Source organism: Lonsdalea iberica, assembly GCF_002111585.1.
Lineage (GTDB): Bacteria > Pseudomonadota > Gammaproteobacteria > Enterobacterales > Enterobacteriaceae > Lonsdalea > Lonsdalea iberica.
The window spans coordinates 68170-84493 of record NZ_LUTP01000014.1 but is presented as its reverse complement, the minus strand read 5'-3'; the positions used below and the strand labels follow the sequence as shown (position 1 = coordinate 84493).

The following is a 16324-nucleotide window of genomic DNA, read 5'->3' as shown; positions in this document are numbered from 1 at the left end:
GGCGGCGGCGCTGGCCGCAGAGATCCACGGCGTGAAAAAAAACGCGCTGTACCGTCATGCGCTGGAGCAAGACGGGGAAAAGTGAGTTAACGGGGATGACAAGGACGGCGATTTGCCCTATCATCCGCGCCGGAGTTGACCAGACAGTCGCCGCTTCATTGCCGTCCCTTTCGGGGGAGACAGATGGAGGGGAGGAAAGTCCGGGCTCCATAGGGCAGGGTGCCAGGTAACGCCTGGGGGGCGCAAGCCCACGACAAGTGCAACAGAGAGCAAACCGCCGATGGCCCGCGCAAGCGGGATCAGGTAAGGGTGAAAGGGTGCGGTAAGAGCGCACCGCGCGGCTGGCAACAGTTCGTGGCACGGTAAACTCCACCCGGAGCAAGGCCAAATAGGGGTTCACATGGTACGGCCCGTACTGAACCCGGGTAGGCTGCTTGAGCCAGTGAGCGATTGCTGGCCTAGATGAATGACTGTCCACGACAGAACCCGGCTTAACGGTCGACTCCCTCACTTTCGACCGGCGTGTTGCTGATGCAATGCGCCGGTTTTTTTATTTCAGCATGGCTCCCTCGGCACATATTGCGGATACGCAAAATAGGTTTGTTACTGTAACGCGGTCCATCAAGGCGTATGCATCCATTCTAGCGCGATGTTTTTCGAACGTGGGCCGTCTGAGGATTGATAAACTGATAAATCATATTTTGCGTCTGTCATCATAGCCAAAACCAGTTTCACCGACGCTATAGCCGAAGCGATGAACACATTGTGCGTGACGGGCGCAGTCGTGATCTCCCCTAGTTGATATCTCTGCCTGGTCGCAAGGCCGTTATGCTGCAGTCCTGAGCGATACTGTATGTTTACTCCGGATGAAAAACAGTTTGCTTTAGTTAGTTTCGCTTCGCCGCATAGCCGTCTGGGAGTTCGGAGGGCGCGCAGTCAATAACTTCCTGATTGTTCAGACCACAGTCTTCAACGAATATAACCTTTGCAAACTCGTCTATCACTACCTTTGGGTAGGTTGGCCCGGCATCGCGATAGCGGCGCATCAGGTCGAGATGTTCATTTTGGAAGCAGATCGCCTTAAAGGGATCTTTGGCGACCCACTGTGGGAGGAAAATAACCCCATGCAGCTGCATCTCGCTGAAATTAATGGCTAAACTGACCGCTGTGCCGGTGGGTTCATCCCAAGAGCATTTGCAGATGTCGTCAGCCAGACGGACGATGTGGGCTTCTTGGTCACGTACCCAGCGCCCGCCGCCCATGCCGCTGTGCATGCGATAGTCGATGGTACGGGCGTTCTTCAGATATATCTCGTATTGCCAACCATTATCGTAGTTATAGATGAAGTGCTTGCCAAGGAACTGTGTGAGCTGCTCCGCTTTAGTAGACTTGAAAGGATCCGACATAAAATGTCTCCTTGTGTCATCAATATTTATGACTGATTTGCCCGAGGGGTTATTAAGATAATAGATAGGGGTACGAATTCTATCCAATGCATTGTTTCATTCGTTATCTTCTTCGTTGCAGATACCGCCGAGGCCGCTAAACGCCCGGATACGGTGGTCACTCTCACTAGGCTGGCAAATCCGGTATCTAAAGCTTACGTCAGCACTTCATTATCCGAACGTTTGGGATGCCATAACGAAATGACTCAACCCGCTCGATCGCTTCTGAGCGAAGTGTAATTTACGCTGGCTCAGGTCGACTGTGCGGAGGGCGGGGTGGAGACCGGGTGACTGCTGCGGGTGATGAGATGAATACGTTGCATAGATAACCATGACCTGTTTTTGTAGACGGTTACCCATGCTGATCTTGCAACTGGGTGGAGCTGACTTGGCGTTCTGTACCCGCCCTGATAGCGTGTTGGGAACTTATTTTACGCTCTGCATAACATTCATCCAGCCGCTCCAGGACTTGATGAGGGCGTGTGCTGGTTCAGTTGAACTTGGCCATCGCTGACAGTCCTTTCTAAAACAGGGACTCGGCCTGTCGATTCAAATTTTTTGACGCTTTTGGTCATCGTTATCCGACTGTTTTCCAACGATCTGACGCGTAGAGTAACGGCCATACACTCACCTGATTTCGACGCTGACCAAAAGGTACTGTTATGAACGTTTCCCGGATGCCCGCATTTTTCCTCGGTCATGGTAGCCCGATGAACGTGCTGGAAGACAATCTCTACACGGAGAGCTGGCGGAAACTGGGTGAAACGTTTCCCCGTCCGAAGGCGATAGTGGCGGTATCCGCCCATTGGTTTACCCGCGGCACCGCAGTGACGGCGATGGACGCGCCGCGTACGATTCATGATTTCGGGGGTTTTCCACAGGCGCTGTTTGATACCCAATACCCCGCACCGGGATCTCCGGCGCTCGCTCGGCAAATTCAGCAACTGTTGGCGCCCGTGCCGGTGCGTCTCGACGAACGCGATTGGGGGCTGGATCACGGCAGTTGGGGGGTCTTAATCAAGGTGTTCCCGCAGGCGGATATTCCGGTGGTCCAGTTGAGCGTCGATGGTACGCAACCGGCGGCGTATCACTATCAACTGGGGCAGCGTCTCTCCGCGCTGCGCGATCAGGGGGTGATGATGGTCGCCAGCGGCAATGTCGTCCACAACCTGCGTCAGATGAAGTGGGATGGCGAAGCGGCGCCGCATCCCTGGGCTAGCGCCTTTAACCAGTTTGTCCGAGATAATCTGACCTATCGCGGCGACAACCACCCGCTGGTGGATTTCATGCAGCACCCGGATGCGGCGCTCGCTAACCCGTCCCCGGATCACTTCCTGCCGCTGTTATATGTCTTAGGCTGTCGACAGGATAAAGAACCGGTGTCGATACTGATCGATGGTATCGAAATGGGCTCTCTCAGCATGCTGTCGGTGCAGGTCGGTTGAGCGGGACTCACGCCGGAGAGCCGCGTTGACGGCGGGCTCCTGTATGCGCTTTCGCCGCGTTAGGCCGCCTTTAAGGGGCCCTGTTCTCATCAATAAAGGCGATCATGTTGTCTGCGCCCTCTTTCAACTGCGGTGTGGCGTCCGGGTTATTTAAGGCTTTTTCCGCCCACTGCCTGGCCTGTTCAAAATCCCTCGGCAACTGCGGGTGTTTGCTCAAAATGACAGACATCAGCAGTTGGGCGGGAGCAAAATTGGCTTCGGCCGACTTTTTCAGGTAGATCAGTCCACTTTCCGGATCGTTTTCATTTGGCATTCTGCCAAGGTAAATCTTGGCCAGTCGGAATTGCGCCCGCGCATCATTGGCGTCCGCTTCCTGCTTCAACCATTTAATACCCTCCGTCCGATATGGCGGCCAGTTACTGCGAAGCAGCTGATCGGTGAGCTGATGTCGGTCTTCTTCGCTACCGCTCTCCGCCTTGTCCCTCAACGTGTTGAGCCGTTGTTCTTCCTGGGTGATTTCCTGTGCCAAAGAGCGGGGCGTCGTGTCTTGCGCGGCGGGTTCGTTTTGCGCGAAAGCTGCCGTATGAAGACCGGCCAGGAGTGCCATCACTAGCGTTTTTTTCATGTTCGTCCCTTGTGTTTAAGTGCATCAAAAAATCAAAACAGCCTTCATCGAGATGATTATGGTCATCACTGATTTCTACTGCGGCTGGATGAAATATTTAACCAAACGGAGGCGTTTTCAAAGCGCGAATAAAAGGGAGAAAATGATTTTCTTGCTGAGAACAGGGCCAACAAGTAAGAAAAACGGAGGTGCCGAAGACGGGGGGGCTGCCGCCTTCGGGAGCGTCAATCCAAAATGATGTGCGGATAAAAACGCGATAAATCCTGTGTAATCAGAGAGGTGTCTTCACGTAAGCCGATGCCGCCGGCTTTGTCGCCGACCAGCCAACTGCCGATCAGCGTGTAGCTGTCCCCGAATTTCGGCAGCGGATGGTACTGCTGCACAATTTTTCCCTCTTCGCCGTAAGGACCGTCGGCAGAGGCGATTCGCTGACCGCTCTGGACGATCTCGATGTTCGCGCCTTCACGTGAAAACAGCGGTTTGACGACGTAATTTTCCATCGGTGGATGTGCATCTTCCACGAAGTAGGCGGGAAGCAGGTTCGGATGATTGGGGAACATATGCCAAAGCAACGGCAGCAGCGCCTTGTTGGAGATAATGCTCTTCCAGCCGGGCTCCAGCCAGCGTACGCCCGCGTCGGCCAGCTTGGTGGAAAACGTTTCGCGCAGCATGAATTCCCACGGATAGAGCTTGAACAGATTGCTAATCACCTGATCCTGAGGATCGGTGAACTGGCCGCGTTCGCCCAGACCGATTTCGTCGATATACAGAAAATCCGTCGCGATGCCCGCTTCCTCAGCGCAATCCTGCAGATATTGGACGGTGCCGCGATCCTCTTCGGTGTCCTGACAGCAGGTGAAGTGCAGCAGGCCGAAGCCATACTGCTGATGCAGTGCGGCGAAGCGTTCAATCAGCTGCTCCTGAATGCTGTTGAACTGATCGGCATTCTGCGGCAATTTTCCGGCGTTGATCTGATCTTCCAGCCATCCCCACTGGAAGAACGCCGCCTCGTAGAGCGAGGTGGGGGTGTCGGCGTTGTTTTCCAGCAGTTTCGCCGGATGAATACCGTCGTAGGCCAGATCCAATCGGGAATACAGCGCGGGCTGCTGGCTTTTCCACGATTCACGTACGAAATCCCAGGTGTGTTTAGGGATGCGAAACTGGGTCAGCAGCGCTTCGCTGTCGACGACTTTGTCCACCACCTGCAGGCACATTTGATTCAGCTCTTCCGTCGTTGACTCCAGCTCTTCGATCTGCGCCAGCGTGAACTGATAGTAAGCTTCTTCGCACCAGTAAGGTTCGTCATACATCGTGTGGAAATTGAAGCCGAACTCGGCGGCTTTTTCACGCCAGTCAGGGCGTTCCGCTATCGCTATTCTTTTCATGGTGTCAGCGCCTTACCCACCCATTGAACTGTGGCTGCGGTAACTTGAACCCGAGCGGGAAGAGGCTTTGTCTCGCTCTTTTCTCAGTTGCTGTTGTTGTCTATTAATGGACTCGCCGAAGCCGCCGCGCATCGTTGTGGTGGTGGTCGCTGGTTTCGGCGTCATCGCGGTTTTAGGTACGGTGATTGTGCGGCCGCTTGTTGCGCTGCCATAGCTTTTGCCGCTTGCGTCGACGAACTGACCCTTAGCCGGGCTGGCCGCCGAACGCGAACTGAACAGCGGCTGCTGAGCATATCCGCCGCCGCTCATCATGCGACCCATCATATAGCCCGCCATTAACGGCATCCAGAAACTGCCGCTTTCATGCGGCTGCGCCGTCATACCGGCCTGGGCCGGTGAGTTTTGGTTCGATGCGGGTGTCTGCGTACACTGTGCTTCGCCGAATTCAGCGACGCAATCTTCCTGACTCCGATACTTCGGTGCGGTCTTCTCGGCTTCTTTCAGTGCGTTGTTATAGGTTGTGGTGCACTGGTCTTTCATGGACGGGTTAGCGCGAGTACAGTCGTCCGCGTTTTGATAAAGCGAAACGGTTTCATCCGTCTTTTCGCAGCCGGCCAACATGAATACGGAACCCATGGCCAGCGTCAGCGGTGCCAGAGGAAAGCGACGCCAACTTTTACGGAAGCGGTCATAGTTGATGTTGCGTGTTCTTTTCATTGTGTGGTGTCTTCCCGAGGAAAGGGCATCTTGCCCAACATAGCAATAAAGGTTTGTAGAATAGGTGAACAGCCTGGCTTTTAAAAGCCAGGCTCGGGTGGGCGCGAGCATTTTTACGCTGCTATACAATCCGCTCTGAAAGAAAATTTTCGTTTTGGAGGACGTTCTCTGTGAAGGGCGTTGTTGTGCAACGATGCGGCGAGGACAGGCTCCCGCCGCATCATGCTCCGGCTTTGTAAAAAGCGATTAATTACCGGCGGCGAAAACGGTGCGGGTGCTGTCGTCAGCGGTAGGCACCGGAGTCGTGGAAACCGGTTTGCCTAACGTGGCGTTCAGCGTGCGCAGATCGTTTTCGTTCAGCGTTCCCAGCGCGTATTTCAAGTTCAGCTCGTTGATCAGATAGTCGTAACGTGCGCCGGATAGCTGCTGCTTCGCGTTATACAGCGTGGTCGTCGCATCCAGAACATCAACGATGGTGCGGGTCCCTACCTGATAGCCGGCTTCCATGGCGTCCAAAGAACTTTGCGCGGAAACGACGGCCTGCTTGTAGGCGGCGATGCTGCTGATGGATGCGGCGATGTTGTTGTGAGACGAACGCAATGTTTGAATCATGCTGCGATGCGCGCTCTCCAGATTTTCGCTGGCGGCCACATAGCTATGCTGAGCCTGTTTGACCTGAGAGTTGGTCGCGCCACCGCTGTACAACGGCAGGGAGAAACTCAGACCGACCTGATTCTGGCCGATATCGCTGTCGTTGTAGCTGCCTTCTGTTGCGCGAGACCCGGAATAACGGGAGTTGCTTACGCCGGTAGAAGCGGATAAATCCAACGTCGGCATGTAACCGGTCTGCGCCGAGCGAATCTGCTCGCGGGCCAGATCTTGGCTCAAACGGGAGGACAACAGGCTCAGGTTGCGGCTTTCCGCCGTTTTCATCAGCGTATTAATCGGCTCGGGTTTTTTAGGCGCGAAGTTGTCGGTATTCACGCTGGCCAGTTCAGGGTAGACATTGCCGGTCACCTGACGCAGTACTTCCAGATAGTTGTCCAGCGCATTGCGGGCGGTGACTTCGCTTGCCAGCACGCTGTCGTACTGCGCACGGGCATTCTGCACATCGGTGATGGCGACCAGACCGACGTTATAGCGCTGAGTGGTCTGATCCAGTTCGCGATAAATAGAGGCTTTCTGGGCGGTGACATACGACAGCGAATCAATCGCTCGCAGGACGTTGAAATAGGCGGTGGCGGAGTTCAACAACAGCGTTTGCTGCGCGGTCTGATAGGTAACGTCTTCGACACCGGCTTGTTTTTCCTGCAGCGTCAGCGCGCGCCATTTGGACATATCAAACAGGGTTTGGGTCAACTGTAGCGAAGCGCTCTTGACGTTGTTATTCACGTCTTTGCTGTCACGGAAACCGCGGGTATAGGTATAATCCGCACCCAGACCCAGCTGCGGCAACAAAGGAGAACGCGCTTCATTGATTTTCTCGAAGGCGGCATCACGAGTCGCTGCGGAACTGCGTAAATCGGGGTTTGTCGTTTTAGCCTGCTGATAAATCTGTAGCAGATCTTCCGCCTGGCTCATGAAGCTGAAGCCGCTCAGACCCAAGCCTATAAGAAGAGGGAGCAATTTCTTCATTTGCATTCCTTGTTGTGCAGCAAAGTTGCTATGGTAGCGCCATCTGGAGACGATAAGTTGCCGATTCTAGCAGAATCTTACAATACGATGAGGTGGCTGAATGTGCCATCCTACGGCGACATCAGCGACCTGACGCATAATATCGACCGCCGCAAAGTGGGAACAATTTCCCGTTGATGCGCCCGGTTCCGTCAAAAAGCCGTGAGCATAAATTTACCGTTTCTGACGGTTTCGTTCTGTCTTGACGGTAACGTCGGACGTCAGGTTCGGGTCAGTATCGTTTCAATCGCCGGGGACTCCGGCCAACATCCCAAGTAGCAATATACACTGAGATTACGAGACTTATCACAGGAGTACAAAGATGGCGTCTTCAAAAACTCGTCCCTTCACCTTTACCAAAGACGATGTTGAAATTATTGCACGTGAAACGCTATACAAAGGTTTTTTTTCGCTGGACCGCTATCGCTATCGCCACCGTCTATTCAAGGGGGGCATGAGCGGCGAAGTCAGCCGTGAGATTCTCGAACGCGGCCATGCGGTTGTTTTGTTGCCCTACGATCCGGTGCGGGACGAGGTCGTGTTGATTGAACAGATTCGTATTGCCGCCTACGATACCAGTGATTCGCCGTGGCTGTTTGAGCTGGTCGCTGGCATTATTGATCCCGGCGAAAGCCATGAAGACGTTGCTCGGCGTGAAGCGCAAGAAGAAGCCGGGCTGACGGTGGGCCGTTGCCGTGAGGTGCTCAGCTATCTGGCGAGTCCGGGCGGAACGAGCGAGCGCCTGACCATTATGGTGGGAGAAGTGGATACCCGTAGCGCACAGGGCGTACACGGGCTGGCCGAGGAAAACGAAGATATTCGCGTTCAGGTGGTCAGCCGTGAACAGAGCTACCGCTGGGTCGAAGAGGGAGTGATTGATAACGCAGCCTCTGTCATTGCCTTGCAATGGCTGGCGTTGCACCATGAAAAACTGAAAACCGAGTGGGTGGATTGAATTAATGAAACGTTATACTCCCGACTTTCCCGAAATGATGCGGCTATGCGAAATGAACTTCGCGCAGTTGCGCCGTCTGCTGCCGCGTCAGGATGAGGTGGGTGAAAAAGTGGAGTATCACGTGCAGCAGGCTCGCTATCGTTTAACGATTCTTGAGTCTACCCGCTATACCTCGCTGGTGGAGATCCAACAGATTGCGCCAGCGGTCAGTTACTGGAGCCTGCCGACGCTGGTTGTGCGGCTCTACCATGATGCGATGGTCGCGGAAGTGTGTTCCAGCCAGCAGATCTTCCGCTTTAAGGCACGTTATGATTATCCTAATAAAAAGTTACACCAACGTGACGAAAAGCATCAAATCAATCAGTTCCTTGCTGATTGGCTAAAATACTGTTTAGCGTATGGTTCGATGTCGGTTCCGGTTTATTAGGCAGATTTCACAGACCAAGGACACCATTTGGAAAGCCAGTTGACACTTCCTGTGGCGCGTGGGGCCAGAATCAGGATTTTACAGATCACAGATACCCACCTGTTTGCTGGCAAGCAGGAAACCCTGCTTGGTGTAGATACCTATCACAGTTACCACGCGGTGCTGGAAGCTATCGCCGCGCAGCCACACGACTTCGATCTGATCGCCGCTACGGGCGATTTGGCGCAAGACCAATCGCTGGCGGCGTATCAACACTTCGCTGAGGGGATCCGCCGCTTTGACGTGCCCTGCGTCTGGCTGCCCGGCAATCATGACTTCCAACCGGCGATGGTGGATGCACTGGCGCTGGCCGGGATTGCGCCGTCCAAACATGTGCTGTTGGGAGACCATTGGCAGGTGATCTTGCTGGACAGTCAGGTGTTCGGCGTACCGCATGGCGAGTTGAGCGACTATCAGCTTGAGTGGCTGGAGCGGATACTGAGCAGCCATCCCGAACGCTTTACCCTACTGATGTTGCACCATCATCCTTTGCCTTCGGGCTGCACCTGGCTTGACCAGCACAGCCTGCGCAATGCTCACAGTCTGGATGACGTGCTGTCTCGCTACCCCAACGTCAATACGGTACTTTGCGGGCATATTCATCAGGAACTGGATCTGGACTGGCACGGTCGACGCCTGCTGGCGACGCCCTCCACCTGCGTGCAGTTCAGGCCACATTGTACCAACTTCACCATAGACAACGTCGCTCCGGGCTGGCGTTATCTGGAACTCTTGCCGGAGGGCGGCGTTGAAACGCAGGTTGTCCGTCTGGAAGGCAACGCCTTTCTGCCTGATATGGATTCGGACGGTTACTGATGCCTACCTTGCTTTATCTTCATGGGTTCAATAGTTCGCCTCACTCGGCGAAGGCAACGGCGCTGAGCCGTTGGCTGGCTGAACACCACCCTGACATCGATATGATCGTTCCCCAATTGCCTGCCTATCCGGCGGAAGCGGCGGAGCTGATGGAGAGTCTGGTCATGGAGCGCGCGGGTCGGCCGCTGGGCATTGTGGGCTCTTCGTTGGGCGGATATTACGCCACCTGGCTGTCCCAGTGCTTCCTGTTACCTGCGGTGGTGGTGAACCCCGCCGTCAGGCCGTTCGAGCTGTTGATCGATCATTTGGGGCCTCAGCACAATCCCTACACCGATGAACAATATGTGCTAGAGTCTCGGCACGTTTACGATCTTAAAACCATGCAGGTCGAACCGTTGGAATCCCCGGATCTGCTTTGGTGCTTGCTGCAAACCGGTGATGAACTCCTGGACTATCGGCAGGCCGTTGCCTATTACACCGCCTGTCGTCAGACGGTGGAGTCCGGCGGCAATCACGCGTTTATGGGATTTGAGCACTTTTTTGCGCCTATCGTTGATTTTCTGGGGCTGAACAAGCGCTGACTGCCATGACGTTCATGGCGGCGAACGGGCCGGAGCCACAGCGCAGGGGGCCCGTCATCCGAGTGCCGGTTGTACGACGTCATATCATTTCAAACAACGACTTAACTCATTCAAACCATGACACAATCAAGTTATAACGCTGACGCCATTGAAGTCCTCAGCGGACTGGAGCCGGTGCGCCGTCGTCCAGGTATGTACACGGATACCTCCCGCCCGAATCACCTGGGACAAGAAGTGATCGATAACAGCGTCGATGAAGCGCTGGCCGGTCATGCCCGTCGCATCGAGGTGATTCTGCATGCCGACCAATCGCTGGAAGTCATTGACGACGGCCGAGGAATGCCGGTCGATATCCACCCGGAAGAGGGGGTGCCCGCGGTCGAGCTGATCCTGTGCCGTCTGCATGCAGGCGGTAAATTCTCCAACAAAAGCTATCAGTTCTCCGGTGGTCTGCACGGCGTGGGAATTTCGGTGGTCAACGCCTTGTCTACGCGTGTCGAAGTCACCGTCCGTCGCGGCGGTCAAGTCTACGATATGGCGTTTGAGAACGGCGACAAAGTCCAGGATCTGACGGTAACGGGCACCTGCGGTCGTCGCAACACCGGTACGCGCGTTCATTTCTGGCCCGACGGCAGCTTCTTCGACAGCCCGCGCTTCTCCGTTTCCCGTCTGACGCATCTGCTGAAAGCCAAAGCGGTGCTGTGCCCAGGCGTAGAGATCATCTTCAAAGACGGCGTCAACAATACCGAGCAACGCTGGTGCTACCAGGACGGTCTGAACGACTATCTGAGCGAAGCGGTCAACGGCCTGCCGACGCTGCCGGAGAAACCGTTTACCGGCGCGATCAAGGGCGACAGCGAGGCGGTCGAATGGGCGTTGCTGTGGCTGCCGGAAGGCGGAGAGCTGCTCACGGAAAGCTACGTTAACCTGATCCCGACGCTGCAAGGCGGTACGCACGTCAACGGCCTGCGTCAGGGACTGCTGGACGCGATGCGGGAATTTTGTGAATTCCGCAATATTTTGCCTCGCGGCGTCAAGCTGAGCGCGGACGATATCTGGGAGCGCTGCGCTTATGTCCTGTCTGTGAAGATGCAGGACCCGCAGTTTGCCGGTCAGACCAAAGAGCGTCTGTCGTCACGTCAGTGCGCGGGCTTCGTGTCCGGCGTCGTCAAAGACGCTTTCAGCCTGTGGCTTAACCAAAACGTACAGGCGGCGGAGCAACTGGCGGAAATGGCGATCTCCAGCGCTCAGCGCCGTCTGCGCGCCGCGAAGAAAGTGGTGCGTAAAAAGCTGACCAGCGGACCGGCGCTGCCGGGTAAACTGGCGGACTGCACGGCGCAGGATTTGAATAAAACCGAGCTGTTTTTGGTGGAAGGGGATTCCGCGGGTGGCTCCGCTAAACAGGCGCGTGACCGTGAGTATCAGGCGATCATGCCGCTGAAAGGCAAGATCCTGAATACCTGGGAAGTCTCCTCCGACGAAGTGCTGGCGTCGCAGGAAGTTCACGATATCTCCGTGGCGATCGGTATCGATCCGGATAGCGAGGATCTGAGCCAACTGCGCTATGGCAAGATCTGCATTCTGGCGGATGCCGACTCGGATGGTTTGCATATCGCTACGCTGCTGTGCGCGCTGTTTGTCCGACACTTCCGTTCGCTGGTCGCAGGCGGTCATGTGTATGTGGCGATGCCGCCGCTGTACCGCATCGACCTCGGAAAAGAGGTGCACTATGCGCTGGATGAAGAGGAAAAAAACAGCACTCTTGAGCGTCTTAAACGCAAAAAAGGCAAGCCTAACGTTCAGCGCTTCAAAGGTCTGGGCGAAATGAACCCGCTCCAACTGCGTGAAACGACGCTGGACCCGAACACGCGCCGTCTGGTGCAGTTGACCATCGGCGAAGACGATGTCGAAAAGACGATGGCGACGATGGACATGCTGTTGGCGAAGAAGCGCTCGGAAGATCGCCGCAACTGGTTGCAGGAGAAAGGCGATGAAGCGGAAATTGAGGTCTGACGGCTAACGCAGTGGAATGCCGATGAAAGTCACGCTGGAAGAAATGCAGGCGTTTGTCGTGGTGGCGGACAGTGGTTCCTTCACCGCCGCCGCTGACCAACTGGGGCAAACCACCTCCGGCATCAGCCGGGCGTTAAGCCGGCTGGAGAACAAACTCGGCGTCACGCTGCTGCACCGTACGACGCGTCGGCTGGTCTTGTCCGAAGAAGGTCAGCTGTTTTTAGTGCATGCCCGCGGCGTCATTCAGGCGGTCGAGCATGCGGAAGAGCAGCTGGCGCTGTCGCGGGAGCAGCCCTGCGGGCGTCTGCGGATTAATGCCGCTGCCACCTTTATGCAGCACGTCATCGTCCCCCTCATTCCCGAATTTCGCCGCCGTTATCCACACATCGTCTTGGAGCTGAATACGGATGATGTCTTTATCGATCTGCTCGAACAGCATACCGACATCGCCATCCGCATCGGCGTGCTGCGGGATTCCACGATCCATGCCCGACGGCTCGGCGCCAGTCAGGTCAGAGTCCTGGCCAGCCCAGACTATTTACGGCGACATGGCGCGCCGCAATCTGTAGAGGCGTTAAATGAGCACACGCTGCTGGGCTTCACTCAGTCAGAAAGCCTGAATCAGTGGCCGCTACGGCACGCTGGCGGAGAGTTCTTCACGATCACGCCGACCATTTCGGCCTCTAACGGCGAAATGCTGCGCCAGCTGGCGCTACGGGGAGAGGGAATAACCCGGCTGTCGGACTTTATGACCTGCGAGGATGTGGCGGCGGGCCGATTGGTGCAGATTCTGCCGGAGCACACCGTTGATATGCGCCTGCCGGTGAATGCGGTGTATTACCGAACGCACCAGTTGGCAGGGAGAATCGCCTGTTTTCTTGATTTTTTGAGCGAAGAGATGGCGCAGCACCCGCTATAACCTGGACACAGGAGCGAAGGCTGCGCCGATGAGGATTAGTCGAAGATTCTGCCCAGGTGCTCGCGGTAGCGGGCGATATCGCCGTCGATGTCGGGCTGCTTGATCACGTCGTTACAGATGAACGTCGGGAGGGCGGCCAGTCCGATGAACTCATTGGCCTTATGGAACGGCAGATAAACGCCGTCCACGCCGACGCCGTGGAAGAACTGATCTTTGTCGGTGAACGCTTCTAACGGCGCGTTCCAGGTCAAGGACAGCATATAGGTTTTGCCTTGCAGCAAACCGCCTGAGCCGTACTTTTTGCTGTCGTCGGAACGGGTTCGCCCGTCACTGGCATACAACGAACCATGGCCTTCGGTAAAGACTTCATCGATGTATTTCTTCAGCGTCCATGGCGCGCCCATCCACCATCCGGGCATTTGATAGATGATGGTGTCGGCCCACAGGTAATTTTGGACTTCCTGCTGGATATCGTAACCATCGTCTACCTTAATAACGCGGACATCATAGCCTTTTCCGCGCAGGAAACTGGTCGCCACATCTGACATCGTGTCGTTCAGTTGTCCTTTGGAATGGGCAAAAGTCTTGCCCGCATTGATTAGCAAAATGTTATGCATAGCCGAGATCTCACCTTCGATGAGTCGTTAATGAATAAAGAGATAGTGTACTCAGCGGCGTCGGGGAGAAAAATGTGTGCTGGCGCACAACACTCTTGACTGGTAAGCAACAATCGTAGGGGAACGCCGGGGGCGACGGCCGTATCGGGCACTGTGACAGTCAGCCACAAGTTGCGGTACTATCGCGGGCAGCTTCTATCACACTGACGGGGTTGATCTGTTTGAAACAGCCAACGCCACGGTTTAAGGATAATCAATGAGTGAATTGACTCATGACGGCGCAGAACGCCTTGCGCTGCACACGTTTACAGAGAACGCCTATCTCAACTACTCCATGTACGTCATCATGGATAGAGCACTGCCGTTTATTGGCGACGGCCTGAAGCCGGTACAGCGCCGCATCGTTTATGCGATGTCGGAGTTGGGATTGAACGCCAGCGCCAAATTCAAGAAATCCGCGCGTACCGTCGGCGACGTGCTGGGTAAATATCATCCGCACGGCGACAGCGCGTGTTACGAAGCGATGGTGCTGATGGCCCAGCCGTTCTCCTATCGCTATCCGCTGGTCGACGGCCAGGGAAACTGGGGGGCGCCGGACGATCCGAAGTCTTTCGCCGCGATGCGTTACACCGAATCCCGCCTGTCCAAATACGCCGAAGTGCTGCTGGGCGAATTGGGCCAAGGTACGGTGGACTATACGCCAAACTTCGACGGCACGATGCAGGAGCCGAAAATGCTGCCGGCTCGACTGCCGAACGTGCTGCTGAACGGCACCACCGGTATTGCCGTCGGAATGGCGACGGATATTCCGCCGCACAACGTACGTGAAGTCGCGGCCGCTACGGTCGCGTTGATCGACAACCCGGACGCGACGCTGGACGAGCTGCTGGAACGGGTTCAGGGACCGGACTTCCCGACGGAAGCGGAAATCATCACGCCGCGGGAAGAACTGCGCAAGATGTATCGAACAGGCCGCGGCTCCGTCCGCATGCGGGCCGTATGGAAGAAAGAAGAGGGCTCGGCCGTCATCACCGCGCTGCCTCATCAGGTGTCCGGCGCCAAGGTGCTGGAGCAGATCGCCAGCCAGATGCGAGCCAAGAAGCTGCCGATGCTGGAAGACCTGCGGGATGAGTCGGACCACGAAAACCCCACGCGTCTGGTGCTGGTTCCCCGCTCGAACCGTATCGATTTGGAAATGGTGATGAACCACCTGTTCGCCACCACGGATCTGGAAAAAAGCTACCGTATCAACATGAACATGATCGGTCTGGATTCCCGCCCCAGCGTGAAAGGGTTGCGCGAAATCCTGACCGAGTGGCTGGTCTTCCGACGTGCAACCGTCCGCCGTCGACTGAACTACCGGCTGGAGAAGGTGCTTAAACGCCTGCATATCCTGGAAGGTCTGCTGATAGCGTTTCTGAATATTGATGAAGTGATCCACATCATCCGCACGGAAGACGAGCCCAAGCCGGTATTGATGAAGCAGTTCAGCCTGAGCGAAACGCAGGCGGAGGCGATTCTGGAGCTGAAATTGCGTCACCTCGCCAAGCTGGAAGAGATGAAAATCCGCGGCGAGCAGGACGACTTGGCGAAAGAGCGCGATCAGCTGCAGGCGCTATTGGCCTCCGAGCGCAAACTCAACACGCTACTGAAAAAAGAGATTGAAGCCGACGCCAAGGCGTATGGCGACGAGCGCCGTTCGCCGCTGCATGAACGTGGCGAAGCGAAGGCGATGAATGAGCACGACTTGCTACCGTCCGAACCGGTGACGATCGTGCTGTCCGAGATGGGCTGGGTACGCAGCGCCAAAGGGCATGATATCGATCCCGCTGGGTTGAGCTATCGTGCTGGCGACACGTTCCGGGCGGCTGCGCGTGGGAAGAGCAACCAGCCCGTGGTCTTCATCGACTCCACCGGCCGCAGCTATGCGCTCGACCCGTCGACGTTACCATCGGCCCGAGGGCAGGGCGAGCCGCTGACCGGCAAGCTGACTCCGCCGCCGGGCGCGACGGTGGAGCGGGTGCTGATGGCGGCGGACGACCAGCGCTTGCTGCTCTCTTCCGACGCCGGCTACGGCTTTATTTGCACCTTCAGCGATCTGGTGGCGCGCAACCGCGTCGGGAAAGGGGTGCTGACGTTGCCGAACAACGCTAAGGTCATGCCGCCGCTGAGCGTCCAGAGCGACGACGACCTGTTGTTGACGATCACCGCCGCCGGGCGGATGCTGCTTTTCCCTGTGGCGGACCTGCCGCAGTTATCGAAAGGAAAGGGCAACAAAATTGTCGCCATCCCTGCCGCTCAGGCGTCCAGCGGCGAAGACAAGATCGGCTGGCTGTTTATCATCACGTCGAAGTCCTCCGTGACGCTGTATGTCGGTAAACGCAAGCTGACCCTGCGGCCGGAAGATTTGCAGAAATTCCGTGCGGAACGCGGCCGTAAAGGCACGCTGTTGCCGCGGGGTCTGCAACGGGTGGATCGGGTGGAAGTGGTTTCTCCGCCGGCCCCTGAGGATAAGAGCGGCGACGCGTAACGCGCGCGTTGTCAGCGCCGCGGCGACCGCGGCTGAGATATTGACGCCTTATTTTTCGGTGTATTACACCGGGGAATAAGGCGTTTTTAGGTTGTACTTCTGACCACGACGTTCATGCTGAATATTGGATACATTC

The 16324-nt window shown here is 56.1% G+C and carries 15 protein-coding genes, 1 other RNA gene and 1 pseudogene; 11 read left to right on the top strand and 6 right to left on the bottom strand.

Annotated features, from left to right (window positions below; translation table 11 throughout):
* Together AU511_RS17095 and rnpB are read left to right on the top strand one after the other, a co-directional pair.
* Positions 1–85 (top strand): annotated as a pseudogene (locus tag AU511_RS17095) (16S rRNA methyltransferase); the annotation flags it as partial.
* A gap of 46 nt (positions 86–131) precedes the next feature.
* Positions 132–510: RNase P RNA component class A (gene rnpB, locus AU511_RS07760), an RNA gene on the top strand.
* Positions 511–887: 377 nt separating this feature from the next.
* On the opposite strand, the gene AU511_RS07755 is transcribed toward rnpB, so the two are convergent.
* Positions 888–1406, bottom strand: coding sequence for a phenolic acid decarboxylase (locus tag AU511_RS07755; RefSeq protein WP_094109302.1), 519 nt, complete (start codon positions 1404–1406; stop codon positions 888–890).
* A gap of 701 nt (positions 1407–2107) precedes the next feature.
* Between AU511_RS07755 and ygiD the strand changes: the two genes are divergently transcribed.
* Positions 2108–2890: a 4,5-DOPA-extradiol-dioxygenase gene (gene ygiD, locus AU511_RS07750; RefSeq protein ID WP_094109301.1), complete on the top strand. Its 783-nt coding sequence runs from the start codon at positions 2108–2110 to the stop codon at positions 2888–2890.
* A gap of 70 nt (positions 2891–2960) precedes the next feature.
* Here the strand turns inward: ygiD and AU511_RS07745 are convergent, their stop codons facing one another.
* Positions 2961–3515: a tetratricopeptide repeat protein gene (locus AU511_RS07745; protein WP_094100803.1), complete on the bottom strand. Its 555-nt coding sequence runs from the start codon at positions 3513–3515 to the stop codon at positions 2961–2963.
* Positions 3516–3534: 19 nt separating this feature from the next.
* Between AU511_RS07745 and AU511_RS07740 the strand changes: the two genes are divergently transcribed.
* A complete protein-coding gene (locus AU511_RS07740) occupies positions 3535–3753 on the top strand; it encodes a hypothetical protein (RefSeq protein ID WP_094109300.1) in 219 nt (72 codons plus the stop codon).
* Here AU511_RS07740 and AU511_RS07735 read toward each other — a convergent pair.
* The 3 genes from AU511_RS07735 to tolC all read right to left on the bottom strand — a co-directional run bounded on the left by AU511_RS07735 (position 3740) and on the right by tolC (position 7252).
* Positions 3740–4900 carry a glutathionylspermidine synthase family protein gene (locus AU511_RS07735; protein WP_094109299.1) on the bottom strand — a complete coding sequence of 387 codons (1161 nt, stop codon included), beginning with the start codon at positions 4898–4900 and terminating at the stop codon, positions 3740–3742. The genes AU511_RS07740 and AU511_RS07735 overlap by 14 nt on opposite strands.
* Positions 4901–4912: 12 nt before the next feature.
* The gene (locus tag AU511_RS07730) at positions 4913–5617 is read right to left on the bottom strand and encodes a DUF1190 family protein (protein ID WP_094100801.1); all 705 of its coding nucleotides are present in this window, start codon (positions 5615–5617) and stop codon (positions 4913–4915) included.
* Between the two features lie 246 nt (positions 5618–5863).
* Positions 5864–7252, bottom strand: coding sequence for an outer membrane channel protein TolC (tolC, locus tag AU511_RS07725; protein ID WP_094109298.1), 1389 nt, complete (start codon positions 7250–7252; stop codon positions 5864–5866).
* A gap of 361 nt (positions 7253–7613) precedes the next feature.
* Here tolC and nudF point away from each other — a divergent pair, with 361 nt between their 5' ends.
* From nudF to AU511_RS07695, 6 genes are all read left to right on the top strand, one after another.
* A complete protein-coding gene (gene nudF / locus AU511_RS07720; RefSeq protein WP_094100799.1) occupies positions 7614–8246 on the top strand; it encodes an ADP-ribose diphosphatase in 633 nt (210 codons plus the stop codon).
* A gap of 4 nt (positions 8247–8250) precedes the next feature.
* Positions 8251–8673 (top strand): DUF1249 family protein, encoded by a 423-nt coding sequence (locus tag AU511_RS07715; RefSeq protein WP_026744045.1) that lies wholly within the window; start codon positions 8251–8253, stop codon positions 8671–8673.
* Between the two features lie 27 nt (positions 8674–8700).
* Positions 8701–9528 (top strand): 3',5'-cyclic-AMP phosphodiesterase, encoded by an 828-nt coding sequence (cpdA, locus tag AU511_RS07710; protein ID WP_094109297.1) that lies wholly within the window; start codon positions 8701–8703, stop codon positions 9526–9528.
* Positions 9528–10109: an esterase YqiA gene (gene yqiA / locus AU511_RS07705; RefSeq protein WP_094100796.1), complete on the top strand. Its 582-nt coding sequence runs from the start codon at positions 9528–9530 to the stop codon at positions 10107–10109. The genes cpdA and yqiA overlap by 1 nt, the downstream gene beginning before the upstream one ends.
* Positions 10110–10226: 117 nt before the next feature.
* A complete protein-coding gene (gene parE / locus AU511_RS07700) occupies positions 10227–12122 on the top strand; it encodes a DNA topoisomerase IV subunit B (RefSeq protein WP_094100795.1) in 1896 nt (631 codons plus the stop codon).
* A gap of 22 nt (positions 12123–12144) precedes the next feature.
* Positions 12145–13041 carry a LysR family transcriptional regulator gene (locus tag AU511_RS07695; protein ID WP_094109296.1) on the top strand — a complete coding sequence of 299 codons (897 nt, stop codon included), beginning with the start codon at positions 12145–12147 and terminating at the stop codon, positions 13039–13041.
* Positions 13042–13076: 35 nt separating this feature from the next.
* Here AU511_RS07695 and AU511_RS07690 read toward each other — a convergent pair whose 3' ends face one another.
* A complete protein-coding gene (locus tag AU511_RS07690) occupies positions 13077–13658 on the bottom strand; it encodes an NAD(P)H-dependent oxidoreductase (RefSeq protein WP_094109295.1) in 582 nt (193 codons plus the stop codon).
* A 256-nt stretch (positions 13659–13914) separates the two neighbouring features.
* Between AU511_RS07690 and parC the strand changes: the two genes are divergently transcribed.
* Positions 13915–16188 carry a DNA topoisomerase IV subunit A gene (gene parC / locus AU511_RS07685; RefSeq protein WP_094100792.1) on the top strand — a complete coding sequence of 758 codons (2274 nt, stop codon included), beginning with the start codon at positions 13915–13917 and terminating at the stop codon, positions 16186–16188.
* Positions 16189–16324: the final 136 nt, after the last annotated feature.

Excerpts from the sequence above, each read along its gene's own strand:
- AU511_RS07755 (WP_094109302.1), bottom strand. The coding sequence starts at position 1,406 with ATGTCGGATCCTTTCAAGTCTACTAAAGCGGAGCAGCTCACACAGTTC.
- ygiD (WP_094109301.1), top strand. The coding sequence starts at position 2,108 with ATGAACGTTTCCCGGATGCCCGCATTTTTCCTCGGTCATGGTAGCCCG.
- AU511_RS07745 (WP_094100803.1), bottom strand. The coding sequence starts at position 3,515 with ATGAAAAAAACGCTAGTGATGGCACTCCTGGCCGGTCTTCATACGGCA.
- AU511_RS07735 (WP_094109299.1), bottom strand. The coding sequence starts at position 4,900 with ATGAAAAGAATAGCGATAGCGGAACGCCCTGACTGGCGTGAAAAAGCC.
- AU511_RS07730 (WP_094100801.1), bottom strand. The coding sequence starts at position 5,617 with ATGAAAAGAACACGCAACATCAACTATGACCGCTTCCGTAAAAGTTGG.
- tolC (WP_094109298.1), bottom strand. The coding sequence starts at position 7,252 with ATGAAGAAATTGCTCCCTCTTCTTATAGGCTTGGGTCTGAGCGGCTTC.
- nudF (WP_094100799.1), top strand. The coding sequence starts at position 7,614 with ATGGCGTCTTCAAAAACTCGTCCCTTCACCTTTACCAAAGACGATGTT.
- AU511_RS07715 (WP_026744045.1), top strand. The coding sequence starts at position 8,251 with ATGAAACGTTATACTCCCGACTTTCCCGAAATGATGCGGCTATGCGAA.
- yqiA (WP_094100796.1), top strand. The coding sequence starts at position 9,528 with ATGCCTACCTTGCTTTATCTTCATGGGTTCAATAGTTCGCCTCACTCG.
- parE (WP_094100795.1), top strand. The coding sequence starts at position 10,227 with ATGACACAATCAAGTTATAACGCTGACGCCATTGAAGTCCTCAGCGGA.
- AU511_RS07695 (WP_094109296.1), top strand. The coding sequence starts at position 12,145 with ATGAAAGTCACGCTGGAAGAAATGCAGGCGTTTGTCGTGGTGGCGGAC.
- AU511_RS07690 (WP_094109295.1), bottom strand. The coding sequence starts at position 13,658 with ATGCATAACATTTTGCTAATCAATGCGGGCAAGACTTTTGCCCATTCC.
- parC (WP_094100792.1), top strand. The coding sequence starts at position 13,915 with ATGAGTGAATTGACTCATGACGGCGCAGAACGCCTTGCGCTGCACACG.